We start from the raw sequence: 12,713 nt of genomic DNA on the forward strand, positions 1-12,713 counted from the left end.
CTAGGCTTTCCGGCTGGTGCCGGTCCTGCGGGCAGGCTTCGCAGCGGGTGGGGCAGGCTCCGCAATATTCGGCGCCCCCGCCGAAGTGCCATTCGGCAAGGGCGCGGAGGCGTTTTTTTCCTGTTCCAGCCCCAGCCAGCGCGCCATGTATTCGAGCTGCCATCCCTCGAAGATCCGGTAATTGTCCAGAAGCGCATCGATGTGCTCGCGCGTGACCTCGGCCAGCCCACCATCCTTGCCCTCGATGCCCTCCCACTCGGAAATCACCTGGAAGGCGACGGCCTTGGCAAAGCGCAGCGCCGCCTCGTCCTGATCGGTGGTCTCGTCCACCCCCTCGAGGATGGGATCGCGGCGCGCGGCCCCCATGATGGCGGTGGTTGCCGGCGCCGCCAGGACGCGGACGCCGGGCAGGAGCGCGACCCATTGCGGCTCCCGGTTGAGATTGAGACGGATCATGGATGACCTCACGGATTGTCGTAGGTTTCCTGATCATTGATCAGGGTTGCGGTGGCCATTCGGCCGGTGACGGTGTCGAGCGCGGACTGCCATTCGAAAGTGGCCTGCACACCGCCGGGTCCTTCGAGCGGCAGGCGGGCCTTTGGCAGGTAGACGGCATGGGCCTTGAGCTCGAAGCGGCGATCGGCGTCGATCTCGTAGGCGAAACTCAGTTCGCAGGGATCGCCGGCAATGGCCTGATCGAGCAGCACCGTGTCGGCGAAGCGCACGTTGATGGAGCCGGTGAGGGCTGCCACGGAGGGATCGGCCCCGTCGATCATGCCGTCCGAGCGGATGGTCTCGATCCGGTCGAGATTGTTCGAATAGGTGATCTCGCCCGAGACGATGCTGCCGAGCTGCGAGCCGTCGCGGGAAACAGAGCCGTTGAAGGCGCCGAAGCGCTGCAGCTCGAGCCCGGTCAGCGTGCCGGCCGAGGACGCCGCGCCCGTGGTTTCACCTTGAGCGATCACATTGACCGTCGCGGTCACGAGCCCCGAGCGCTGCATGGTCCAGCTGATCGAATTGGCAACGCAGCCCGCGTTCATCGCATAGTGGGGCACGTCCGGCATGCCGATCTCGATCGACATCGAGGGCAGCACCCAGCCCCCCGAGGCGAACTCATGGGTGAAGGGTGCGACCGCGCCGGTGGTGGTGGGTGCCCCGAACAGCGCCTTCAGCCAGATCCCGAGGAAGCGCAGATCGATCGGCACCGAGACATCGCCATCGGCGGTGATCGCATCCCTGACCGGTGGCAGCGGATCGCGGCCATAGCCGAGAAGTTCGGAGTTGAGCAGCGGCTGCTCGCTGCCGAGGCTGGAGCTGGCGAAGGGCATCCGCCAGTAGCTGTCCGCGGCCGGCGGCGTTCCGTAGACGGATTCGAAGGCGAGCGCCATCTGCGCCCGCGCGCCCTGTGCGCGTGCCATGTATCAAAGTCCTTTCGGTTTGTCAGTTCAGCGGATCGTCGGTGGCGTAGGTGAGAACGACGCCAACGGTTGCCGCCTTCAGCCCCTCGGCCCCCTCGACAGGCAGATCGAGCGGCGCCGGTGCCTCGCCCAGCACGTAGTCGCAGAGACCGCCCAGGGTGCGATCGGCGGCGATGGCGGCGCCCAGCGCCAGCTTCAGCGTATCGAAGGCGGCATCCCGCTCGGCATCGGTGCCGGTCTCGACAATCAAGTCCACCTCGGCCCGGTGCTCGAACACATAGAGCGGTGGGGAGAACAGGAACTCGGGCTCGCCGGGATCGCCATCGCGCAGGATCATCATACCCGCCGCCGGCACCCGCGCCGGAAGCCCGGCATTGCGCAAGAGCGTAGCGCCTACCGGCCGGGATGCCGCGAGCGCCGTATGCAGTGCCTGAAGCACCTGCTCGGATCTGCTTGCCATCAGGTGCGGTCCTTCCAGCGATCGACGATCATGCCCGCGAGCCGGTTGCCCCATTTCTCCGCATCGCGGCCGAGATCGGTGCGCTTCGGCAGCTTCACCTGCGGCACCAGCAGAAAGGCGATGACCGTCTGCTCGCCGGTGAGGATGCCATCCTTGCGGCGGCGCCCGCCCTTTTTCGCCACGCGGCCCTTCCGGTTGATCCGCGCCTGATCCACGACCAGCAGGCTGGGCTTGCCCCGCCGATAGACGAAGCGCAGCGGCAGGCCGGTCTTGCGCTCGAAGCCGAGCGGCGTGATCCGCTTGTTGCCAGAGCCCCGAAGCTTTGCGGTGGCGGCGGTCGGAATTGCCAGCCAGAAACCGTCGCGGGATCGGATGAGCGCACCGCGATCATGGGCATCGATCACTTCCGGCGTGTGCCGCCCTTTCACATGAATGAGCGCGGCCGCGCCGATGCTCTCGCCCCTCGCGGGATAGGTGTTTGCCCGGATGGCGCGCGGGAGCCGGTCTCCGAGACCGCCGCCGCGCAACTGCGCCCGCCAGTCGTTCTTCAGGCCTGTGCCCGCCGCGCGGATGCCGCCGGTGACCGCCCGCTCGGCCGCGAGGATTTCCCGCTCCATGCGCTCGCGAAGATCGCCCTCGATGCGAATGTCGAACCTCATGCCGCCCGCGCCTCCGCCTGCCACACGAACCGCTCGCGATCCCGCACCGGCTCACCCGCGATCTCGAAGACCTCGCCCGCAACCTCGAGCGTGTCGCCCGCTGCCAGCTCCGGCGCCTCCGAGACCCGGAGATCGAACAGCACCGTATCGACCACGAACCGCCCGCCATTGAAGGACGCGGTGTCGTCGGTCGCGCGGCGCATGACCCGGATGGCAACGCCGCCGCCCCCGCCGCCGGCCCGCCAGAGCGCATCCTGCGCCATGTGCGGATCGGCGAAAAGCGCATCGATGGCAGCGGCGAAGATACTCATCAGGCAGCAGTTCCATTGAGGCGAACGGCCCCGAGAATCTCGGTCGCCCCGGATCCCACCGCCGCCGCGGCAACGCCGATCAGGGTGTTGTCGGTATCGACCGTGGTCGCCTCCGAGCCGTCCCAGTAGATTTTCGCGCCGACCGCCCAGGCCTGGGATGCAGCCTTCGGCAACTCGTAGGTGCCGGTGAGGTTCAGGGTGCCTTCGGCGCCATTTGCGACCGCATCTGCGCAGACGCCGAAAATGGCGCCCTGCAGATGGCCGGCGCCGGAGGCGAGATCGGAGCCCGAGCCGTTGGTGAAGGTCAGCGTGTGACCGTGGGAAAGGAAGTTTTTCATGGGGGAGAACCCTTTTCAGGAGAAAGAGAAACCGGCGCCCGCCCAACAGGGAGGAAAAAGCGGGCGCCGGCCGATCACGGCCGGAGCCGGATCATTCCGGTGCCGCGCCGGCGTTCTTGTAGAGGCCGCGCCAGTCGATCGCCTTGGCCGCGAAATCGTGCCGGGCCTTGATCTCGATGCCGTCGACCTCGAAGCCCATGCGCGTCTCGGTGAAGACACCCTCCTGACCGTCGAGATAGGCATATTCGACCGTGTCGATCCGCGAGGGATCGGCGGCGAGGAACCACGGATCCTCACCGGCATCGGGAATGAGCCGCGCCTCCTCGATGACCTGCAGCCGGCCGGCGAAGGTGTTGACGTCCGAGGTGCTGACCGGGGTGGTGGCCGTGATCTGCTTGCGCGCCTCGAGCGACCGGCGCCCCGGCGGCACGATGATCTGCGAAGGCAGGATCGAGATCTTGCGCCCCTCGATGCCGGTCTGCTCGGCAAAGGCGCGCCAGGCCGCCGAAAGTGCCGCTTCGTCGATGACCGAGGCGGTGCCGAGATTGCCATGATCTGCATGGAAGAGTGCGGTGCCATCGCCCATCGCCGGGTTCTGCATCAGGATCGCGTAGACGATATCCGACTCAAGATCCGCGGCCGATGCCCCGAAGGCGGCAGGAATGCGGGTGAAGGCGTCGAGATCGTCGTTGATCAGCGTCTGGCGGGTGATGCCGATGATCCGGCCATAGGTCGCCAGCGCATAGACCTCCTTCGCCTCGCCCATGGTCCCGTACTGGAACTCGCCCGATTCCAGCACCTTTTCCAGATCAGGCGCGCCGCCGAGCTGCGTGCGCTGGACCGGCTTGAAATCTGTGATGGTCGCACGCCGCGCCCAGGACCCGAAGGTGCGCGGGGTGGAGGAATAGGCGCCCCGCAGGGTCTTGTTCGCCACATTGGCGAGGATCGCCGTGAAATCCCCCGTGGCATGCAGGCCGGCGGCTCGCTGCTGGAACACCGCCCCGGCAAGCTCCATCCGCGACATGCCACGCGTGGAGATGCCCGAGCGTTCGAGCGCGTGGCGCGACATCTCCAATAGTGTCATGCCTCGGAACTCGCGCGCCGACGCGGTCAGCTCATTCCGGCCCGGATCGTGTCGATGCAGCAGTGCCTCTGAGACCGCGTCGCGATAGGCGGCGTCACGCCCGCCATCGCCGCGTGCCTGTGCGGGCGCCGGCTCGTGCACGCGACCCTCGAGCGGATCGGCCTCGGCAATGGCGTCGAGAATGGCGGTGCGCGCCTCGTCGAGCGAGACACCGCGCGAAATCAGCCCATCGGCGACAGCGCCCTCGAGGCCATGCCGGCGGCAGAGCGCGGTGATGGTGGCAACGCGGGTGCGCTCTTCGGCACGAATGGCATCCCCGTCGATGACCAGTTCCTGCGGATGGCTACGCGTTTCCTCGGCGGTGGCCGCCGGGGCGGTACCGGTGGTGGGGGTCTGTTCACCTTGTTGCGCGGCGCGGGTTTCATCGCCGGCCGCCGCCTGGTTCCGCTCACTCATGCTCTGTCCTTTCCGATGTTCCTGCGTCTGAGCCAGCACGCAGGGTGTGAGAGATCCCGCGGGCGCCTCCGCGGCGCGGGTCTGTGCTCCATGGTCCGCGGGGATCGCCACGGCCGAGACCTCGAAGGGTTCCCAGTCGACGGCGCGCCAGTGCTCGCGCTCGCCGTCGCGTTTGGTGATCTCGTAGCGATGGACCCGGTAGCCCACGGAGACGTTGCGAACGGTCCGTTCGAGGATGCGCTGCACGATCCCGGCCGCATCCGGCGCATCCGTGAGCTGGATGGTGGCATAGCCATGCCCGCCCTCAATCCGGACCGAGCCCGGCACCACCGAGCCCAGCACATTCTCCAGCCGCCAGGCATTGTGGCTGTTGAGGAAGGGTGCGCCGGCGTTCATCCGCTCGAGCCGCACCGCCTCCGGGGAGACGAGCAGTTCCTCGTCGAACTCGATGCGATCGTCCCAGCCCTCCCAGCGGACGCGCTGCACCGTCGCCCCGGTGGTCCAGACGATCTCGACCGTCCGCGCCTCCCGGTCGATCGAGTCCGGGCGCAGCTCCGCCGCCCGCCCGATCAGGGGCAGGTCCCGTGTTTGCCGTTCCATGGTTTCAGTCCTTCTGATTGCCGCCGGCGGGCGGGTCCGGCTCCTCCTCGCCCGGCGCATTGGCCTGCGCGAGACCGGCCCGCGTCACCCGGCGCGGATCGCTGTCGAGCACCAGGTCCAGCTCATCGGCCAGCGCCAGAACGCTCGCCTGCTCCTGCAGGATCGACCGCGGATCGTAGCCGCGCTTCGCGATCTGCTGCGACAGCGAGGTGAAGCCCGCGCGGGTCTCCAGCAGGTCGGTCTGCGCATCCTGCCAGGGGTTCACGCTCTCGAAGCGCGGCGGCGCCCATTCGACCGGGATATCCGGGGAAGCAATGAGGCCCGCCGACCAGGCCGCCTCGCAGAACCATTCCCAGACCCGTTCGCAGAACATCGGAATGACCGTGTGCCATTGCTGCTGTTCGATCATCCGCCGGAATTCGTTGATGCCGACCCGGCTGCTCGAGAAATTGGTCTGGCTCAGATCGCCGGTCATCAAAGCGTAGGGCACCCGGAAGCCCGCCGCGATGACGTGCATCTGCACCATGTTCCACTCGCGGATCCCGGCGCTGGAGCCGGGCTGGTTGAACTTGATGTCCTTGCCGCCCCGCGCATAGGCGATGAGGCCCGGCTCGAACTGCTCAATGCGGTTGCCGTCCGAATCCTCGACACTCGGCGCGATGCTCTGCTGCCCTTCGTCCTCCGCCCCGAAGACGATGCCGACCATGCAGGCCTCGGTCTTCTTCCGGACCAGCTCCGCATTCTGCCAGTCGCCCAGATCGCGCAGGCTCAGCATGGCCGGCGCGCCCCAGGGAACGCCGCGCGACTGCACCCGCTGCCGCTCGAAGAGATGGGCGACCATGGAAGCCGGCACACGCACCGACTCCAGAGTGCGCTGGAAGACCGGCGATCGGTTGCCCGGATGGTCGGGAAACATCCAGAAAGCAGCGCGCCGGCCGTTGCGATCGTACTCGATCCCCTGGGAGATGCGCCCGCCGCCCGGCCGATCCTCGAACCGTGCCGCGTCGAGATGATCGGCCTCGCGCAGCTCGATCTCGAGCGGCACCTCTCCGCCGCGCCGCCGCCGGGCCCGTTTCACCGCAAAGACCTCGCCGCCCTCGATCATCTCGCGTACCGCGAGCCCGAGCACCCCCTGAAAATCCGTGTGGCCATGCGCGTCGCAACGCTTCGCCCATCCGGCCCAGAGCGCATCGATCCGCCTGTCGGTCTCCTCGTCGCCGGTCACGGCGCGCGGCTCGATGCCGGGCCCCACAATGTTGTTGACCAGAACCTGCACCGCCTGCGCCGCGAGCGGATTGTTCCGCACCAGCTCCCGCATCCGGTCCCGCAGCACAGGCCCGGCCGTGGCGATTTCCGCATCCGCCGCCGTGCCGGAGGCCCGCCAGCCATCGGTGCCGCGCCCGCGCGCCGCCGCCTCGTAGCCGCGCCGCAGATTGGCGATGGTTACGCGAGCCGCATAGCGCCGCGCCGCGATCCTCGGCGCGACCGAGGCAAGCCCGGCATCGAGCCAGCCCCAGCGCACCTCCGGAGCAGATCCTGTCTGACGTTTCATCGGGCGCACCGCCGGAAGGAGGCGAAGCCCGCAACCGGCGGCGCCTTGCCCGAGGCGGCGCGCACCTCCGCCTCGATGGTGCGGATCCGCGCCAGCAACCCGGCCTGGCTGTCATACTCGACGGTCTTGCCGTCATAGCTGACCCGCGTGGTGCCCGACGCGTAAGCTGTCTTCAGAGCGTCGAGCTCAGCTTCTGTCCATGCCATCTCAGAACCACTTTCCCCTCTGGCGCGGCCCCATCCAGTCGGATGACCGCTTCCTCGTCTGTTGCCTTGCTCTGTTCGGGCGCCCCGCGGGCGGTGCCTCGTCGAGACCGGTATTCAGCTGCGCCTCCATGTCCTGCCAGCGCGCTTCGTCCCATCGATCGACACCCATGAGCCAGGCCGCCGCGCGGGCATAGACCCGGCAGTCGAGCGCCTCGTTGCGTTCCCGCATCTGCTGCCATTCGAGCTTCTGCCCGCCGGTGCGGGTCTTCAGCGTCATCAGCTGCTCGGCCGTCAGCTGCTTGTGCCATTCCGCCGTTGTACCCAAGGGCAAATGGACAAAGCCCGCCGGCCAGTCCGCGCCCTCGGCGATCTCCTCGTCGGTGGGCGCATTGAGCCGCAGCCAGCGATAGGTCTCCGACTTGAAGACCGCGCCCGCGACCTTCCAGAGCTGCACCCCGCGCCGGATCTTCCGGCCGGCTTCCGTGGTCTCGACATAGGTCGGCCCGTCGACCGGCATCGACCGGTCGAAGCCGCCAACGCCCTTGATCGCGATCACCTGACCGCGCCCCATCGCCCGGCACCAGGCATAGACCGCATCGGTGGTCTGACCGTCGCCGGTGTCGATCGCGAGCCGCGCCAGCGCCATGCGTTCGCCCGAGGCCAGCGGCCAGGTCTCCGACAGAAGTCCCGTCAGATCGTCCCAGAGCTCCTGTCGGGCCGGATCGCCGTCGAGGACGACGTGATCCACGAGCCATGACTGCATGCCGCGGCCCCAGCCCCAGATATCGATCTCGATCCGGTCCCGCTGCACATCCGCGCCGGCCGTGAGCACCAGCGCCCCCTCGGGCACCATGCCGAGATGCCAGGCCTCGCGCCGCTCGTAGAGCCGCTGCCAGTCCGGCGCCTCGCCGCGCTCCTGCCAGGTCTCGCCCAGAATCGTGTTCCGGACCGTCTTCAGCGCCGCATCGTTGCCCTGCGCCTCCTCCCAGGACCGCGCGATATCTTCCCAGGAGAGCCAGCCGAGCGGCGAATAGAGCCCCGAGATATGGAAACCCACGACCCGCGCCTCGCGCGCCCGCTCGATCTGCTCGGGATCGGCCGTGGGTCGCCACTCGGCACCGTTCTCCTCGTCCATCATCCAGGTCTTGTGCCGCTCCTGGATGGGAGCGTCGCAATGCTCACAGACATAGACCGCCGTTCCCGGCCGGCCTGCCTCCCAGCGGAGCCGCTCGAACTGCAGCCATTGCGGCTCAAGGCAGTGCGGACACGGCACGAAATACCGCCGCCGGTCGCTCGCCTCGTATTCCCGCTCGATGCGGGACATTCCCGCGATGGTGGGCGTCGACGCCATGAATACCTTGCTCCGATGCCCGAAGGAGTTGGTACGGGCCTCCGCCAGCGCGACCGGATCGCCCTCGCCATCGAGATCGCCCGGATAGGCATCGACCTCGTCGAGAAACACCCAGCGCGCCGGCATCGAGCGCAAGCCCACGGCGCTGTTCGCCCCGGCCAGAATGAGCTGCCCGCCGGGAAACCGCTTTGCCAGCACCGTGTTTCCCGAATCCCGCGCGCGGTTCGGCGAAACCAGCGCGCGCAGCGTGGGCGAATCCTCGATCAGCGGATCGATCCGCTGCTGCGAGAGCCGCTTTGCCAGATCCACGGTGGGCTGCACCGCGAGGAAGGGACCGGGTGCTGCATGCATGCAAAACCCGATCCAGTTGTTGCCCGCCTCGGTCGCGCCGACCTGGGCCGACTTGGCGAAGATGACCTTCTGCGCCGGATCGCGCGGCGAGAGCGCATCCATGATGGCGCGCATGAAAGGCGTTCGCGCCGTCCGGTAGCGCCCGGCCTCGGAGGCCGCCCGCGAGGACAGGATCCGATGCCGGTCGGCCCACTGCGAGACCGTGAGCGGCGGATCGGGCGCGAGACCTCCCAGCCAGGCACGGCGGATATCCTCGGCACCCTCGAATGCCTCACCGGAGCTCAATCCGTATCTCCGCAAGCTCGGCCAGATGCTCGCGAATATGACGATCCAGCACCTGTTCCATCAGATGCGCCTCAACATCCAGCTCCGCCGCCATGTTGGCGGAGACACGCGGCGGCCAGTTGATCCAGGCGTCCCGCTCGCGTCGCGCCAGATCGAAGACCGTGGTCGTGGCACGTGTCCGGTCGACCAACTCGCCTTTCATCTTCTGCAGCCGGACCCGTGCGGTCTGCGCCTTCAGAACCTCGTTCGCCATCCGTGCCCGGATGTAGGAGACCTGACCGCCATCGCCCTCCGGCGCGGCTTCGCCCGCATCCCGCAGCGTGTCCTGCACCGCGTCGATCGCCGCCTGCGGCACGGGTTTCTTCGCGGCAGGTTCCGGCGCGCCAGCCGGAGCGACCTCGGTGCGCTGCTTTGCCGGATCCGTCTGCATGGCCCATTGCGCATCGGCGCGTTCGGGGTCGATGGTGCCATCCGGCCCCACCTCGATCCGGCCCGAGGCGATGGCATTGCGCACCGCCTTCTCCGAACCGCCCGGAAGCCTGCGCTCCTTGCGATGGGCGGCATATGCGCGGCGCGAAAGTCCCATTTCAGTCCCCGATGAAGCGCATCAGCTCATCCACCGAGAAGGAGGCATCCTCGATGCGCGGCGCCTGTGCGTCCTTCCCGCCGGCCACGGGGTTCCTGCGCCGTGGCCTTACGTTCTCCTCGGCCGGGTCCGCGAGATAGCGGTCATAGACGGCCCTGATGATCGCCCGGTTGTCCTGGCTGCGCCCGGACTCGTCCCAGAGCGCATCGAACCAGCCGGAATAGAGGCCGACCACCTCGCCATCCGGCGCCTCGCAGTCGATATCGAACTGCTCCGTCCGCAGGTTCTTGTTCAGGTTCATCGAGGACCGCATAACCGCCGCGCCGCGTTCACCCGTCACGATGATGATCTTCGCATGCACCGACAGACAGCGGAACGCATCGACGCCCAGCATCTCGATCAGCGGCCCGGCATATTTGGGCGATTTCTCGAAAGTGCCCCGATCCAGCAGCATCCGGATATCGGTGATCCGGCCCTGTACCCGGATGGCCCGCGTCCGCTCGACATCGTAGACACCCGTGGTCCAGGTCGAGACGCGGACAGCGGCCGGTCCCAGCTCGTCCACCATGTGCTCCATGGCATCGACGGCCGAGAACTGGCCCGCCGTCAGACCGGTCACCCGCACGCCGGGCGAAAGCGGTCCGATCACCTGCGCAGCCGTGCCGGTGCGATGCACAACGCGGCGGATCCGGCCGGTGGCATAGCGCAGGGCGCGCGGCCGAGACTGTTTCATCCCGCGACCCCCATCTTCAGGAACTCGCGTCCCTCCCGGATTTCCTCCCAGCGATCATCGGTCAGCACCGCCTCGACGAGGATCCGGGAGGCCCGGCCGAGCGGCCCGCCTTCAACCTCGATCCCCAGCTCGTCGAGCTTCCGCCCGAGACAGATCATCCACTCCACGCCGAGCGCGATCCGGTCGACCTCTGCCACCTCGGCGCGCACGGTGCCGGTCGGTTCCCGAAGCCCGAGCCGCCGAGCGATGGCGACATCCCAGCGCTGCTGGACCGCCGACAGTTGCTCCGCACCGATGGCACGCTGCAGTGGCGAAACCAGATCGCCCGTCGCGAATTCGTGGTCATCGTGATGGCCGGCCCATTCCACCGCTGGCTCGGACATCCCCATGTCATCGGCCAGCAGGGCACAGAAGGTCTGGTGCTCCGCCACGGTCAGCGCGGCCGGATTGCCCGAGAAGCGCCGCATCTCCGCCAGGCGGAGGATCAGGAAGCGAGGATCCACATCCTGCGGCCGGGGATGGGCGATATCCGGCACCAGGATCGATCCGAGCAGGCAGGCCGACATCACGCCGCCCTCGCGCGCGAGGATGCGATGTCCTCGAAGCTGCGGCCGTCGCCCTCGAGGATGGCCTCGCCGCCGGTAAACTGCTGCCAGCGGTTGACGATCACGTCGCAGAACTTCTCGTCGAGTTCCATCAGCCGCGCCCGCCGGCCCATCTCCTGACAGGCGATGAGCGTGGAACCGGATCCGCCGAAGGGATCGAGAACCCGGTGCCCGCGCGACGTGCTGTTGCCCAGCATGTCGGAAATCAGCCGAACCGGCTTCATGGTCGGATGCTCGCCATTCCGCGCCGGCTTGTCGAAGCGCAGAACCGAGCCGTCATGGGTCTCCATCGTCAGGTTCTCGCCCGCGATGGTGACCACCTGGTCGCCGACATCGACCTGCACGGTCCCATCCGCCATGAGGCGCAAGGGCTCGCGTCCATCCTCGAACACCGTGGTCTTCGCGCGGCCCCCGAACCATTTATGCGCCGCGCCCGGCTTCCACCCGTAAAGGATCGGCTCGTGCCGCCACTGGTAGTCCGAGCGCCCCAGCACCAGCGACGGCTTCACCCAGACCAGGCAGCCGGAGAGCTTGAACCCGGCATCGCGGAACGCGCCGCGGAAGTTGAAGCCTTCCGTATCCGCATGCGCGACGTAGATCGGACCACCCCTCTTCATCACCGCGAAGGCACAGCAGAAGGCATCCGTCAGGAACCGCCGGAACTCCGTGTCGCCCATGTTGTCGTTCCGGATCGAACCGGCCGTACCCTCGTAGTTCACGTTGTAGGGCGGATCGGTCCAGCAGGCGTCGACCGGCCCGTCCGGGCAGAGCGCCTCGAGATCTCCCCGTTTCGTGCTGTCGCCACACATCAGGCGATGATCGCCCAGGAGCCAGATGTTGCCCCGCACCGAGACCGGCGCTCGCGGCGGTTCCGGCAGGAAGTCCGGATCGCCGGGCAAAACCGATGCCCCGTCCTCGTCCTCGATCGGCGCGCCGGCCAGAAGTTCCTCCAGTTCGGCATCAGAGAAGCCCATGAGATCGAGATCGAAAGACTCCTTCTGCAGCGCGGCCAGCTCGCGGCGCAGCAGATCCTCGTCCCAGCCGGCGTTTTCCGCGATCTTGTTGTCGGCGATGATCAGTGCCCGGCGCTGCGCGTCCGACAGATGGTCCAGCACGATGACCGGGACCTCGGCCAGTTCCATCCGTTGCGCTGCCAGAAGGCGTCCGTGACCGGCGATGATCTCGCCATTTCCGGCCGCGAGAATGGGGTTCGTGAACCCGAACTCGGCGATGGAGGCGCAGATCTGCGCGATCTGCCACTCGGGATGCGTGCGGGCATTGCGTGCATAGGGCACGAGCCGCTCCGTCGCCATCATCTCGATCTGCAAGCCGGTATTCCTTCCCGCCAGTTGTTCATGACCATCCCCCCAGACGCACCGGAGCGCGGCGATCACGAGGACAGCCGCGCTCCGAAGACTTTCTCGAAACGATTTGATGCAGGACCGGGCGCCGAACTTCCCGGTCCCGCTCGACATCTCAGCCGCTGAACAGGGCGAGAAGCCGAATGGTGCGGACCCGCGGACCCAAAGTGCGGACCCTGGGTGCGGACCCAAATAAAATCCCTGTCGCCAGAGAACTTCCGGGCAAATGCCCCCCCGCATAGCGTTGCCGGCCGCGAAGGACCCGAGCACGGGGAGGGGATCGGGCGCCGGGGGCCTCCCAACGGCCTCTGACCTGCCCCCCGGAAAGTCCCTCACCGTAATGTAGAGTCTGCCCAA

The 12,713-nt window shown here is 67.7% G+C and carries 14 protein-coding genes; all 14 read right to left on the reverse strand.

Annotated features, from left to right (window positions below; genetic code table 11):
* The 14 genes from AX756_RS21525 to AX756_RS21590 all read right to left on the reverse strand — a co-directional run bounded on the left by AX756_RS21525 (position 1) and on the right by AX756_RS21590 (position 12,323).
* Positions 1 to 456, reverse strand: coding sequence for a hypothetical protein (locus AX756_RS21525; protein WP_068316959.1), 456 nt, complete (start codon positions 454 to 456; stop codon positions 1 to 3).
* 8 nt (positions 457 to 464) lie between these two features.
* Positions 465 to 1,418, reverse strand: a complete 954-nt coding sequence (locus AX756_RS21530) for a phage tail tube protein (RefSeq protein ID WP_068316961.1) — start codon at positions 1,416 to 1,418, stop codon at positions 465 to 467.
* A 22-nt stretch (positions 1,419 to 1,440) separates the two neighbouring features.
* The gene (locus tag AX756_RS21535) at positions 1,441 to 1,878 is read right to left on the reverse strand and encodes an acyl-CoA transferase (RefSeq protein WP_068316963.1); all 438 of its coding nucleotides are present in this window, start codon (positions 1,876 to 1,878) and stop codon (positions 1,441 to 1,443) included.
* Positions 1,878 to 2,537, reverse strand: coding sequence for a DUF6441 family protein (locus AX756_RS21540; protein WP_068316966.1), 660 nt, complete (start codon positions 2,535 to 2,537; stop codon positions 1,878 to 1,880). Before AX756_RS21540 ends, AX756_RS21535 begins: the two co-directional genes overlap by 1 nt.
* Positions 2,534 to 2,848: a head-tail joining protein gene (locus AX756_RS21545; protein WP_068316968.1), complete on the reverse strand. Its 315-nt coding sequence runs from the start codon at positions 2,846 to 2,848 to the stop codon at positions 2,534 to 2,536. The genes AX756_RS21540 and AX756_RS21545 overlap by 4 nt, the downstream gene beginning before the upstream one ends.
* The gene (locus AX756_RS21550) at positions 2,848 to 3,186 is read right to left on the reverse strand and encodes a DUF2190 family protein (protein WP_068316970.1); all 339 of its coding nucleotides are present in this window, start codon (positions 3,184 to 3,186) and stop codon (positions 2,848 to 2,850) included. Before AX756_RS21550 ends, AX756_RS21545 begins: the two co-directional genes overlap by 1 nt.
* A gap of 91 nt (positions 3,187 to 3,277) precedes the next feature.
* Entirely contained in the window at positions 3,278 to 5,326 is a 2,049-nt protein-coding gene (locus AX756_RS21555) for a prohead protease/major capsid protein fusion protein (RefSeq protein WP_068316972.1), read from the reverse strand.
* Between the two features lie 4 nt (positions 5,327 to 5,330).
* Positions 5,331 to 6,848 carry a phage portal protein gene (locus tag AX756_RS21560; protein WP_231701132.1) on the reverse strand — a complete coding sequence of 506 codons (1,518 nt, stop codon included), beginning with the start codon at positions 6,846 to 6,848 and terminating at the stop codon, positions 5,331 to 5,333.
* 26 nt (positions 6,849 to 6,874) lie between these two features.
* Entirely contained in the window at positions 6,875 to 7,084 is a 210-nt protein-coding gene (locus AX756_RS21565) for a phage head-tail joining protein (RefSeq protein WP_068316977.1), read from the reverse strand.
* Position 7,085: 1 nt separating this feature from the next.
* Positions 7,086 to 9,071, reverse strand: coding sequence for a phage terminase large subunit family protein (locus AX756_RS21570; protein ID WP_068316980.1), 1,986 nt, complete (start codon positions 9,069 to 9,071; stop codon positions 7,086 to 7,088).
* A complete protein-coding gene (locus tag AX756_RS21575; protein WP_068316983.1) occupies positions 9,058 to 9,657 on the reverse strand; it encodes an elements of external origin in 600 nt (199 codons plus the stop codon). Before AX756_RS21575 ends, AX756_RS21570 begins: the two co-directional genes overlap by 14 nt.
* 1 nt (position 9,658) lies before the next feature.
* Positions 9,659 to 10,390 (reverse strand): phospholipase D-like domain-containing protein, encoded by a 732-nt coding sequence (locus AX756_RS21580; RefSeq protein ID WP_068316985.1) that lies wholly within the window; start codon positions 10,388 to 10,390, stop codon positions 9,659 to 9,661.
* Positions 10,387 to 10,956 (reverse strand): hypothetical protein, encoded by a 570-nt coding sequence (locus AX756_RS21585; protein WP_068316987.1) that lies wholly within the window; start codon positions 10,954 to 10,956, stop codon positions 10,387 to 10,389. The genes AX756_RS21580 and AX756_RS21585 overlap by 4 nt, the downstream gene beginning before the upstream one ends.
* A complete protein-coding gene (locus tag AX756_RS21590; RefSeq protein ID WP_197431107.1) occupies positions 10,956 to 12,323 on the reverse strand; it encodes a site-specific DNA-methyltransferase in 1,368 nt (455 codons plus the stop codon). The genes AX756_RS21585 and AX756_RS21590 overlap by 1 nt, the downstream gene beginning before the upstream one ends.
* Positions 12,324 to 12,713 lie beyond the last annotated feature (390 nt).

Source organism: Aliiruegeria sabulilitoris (assembly GCF_001558155.1).
Lineage (GTDB): Bacteria > Pseudomonadota > Alphaproteobacteria > Rhodobacterales > Rhodobacteraceae > Tropicimonas > Tropicimonas sabulilitoris.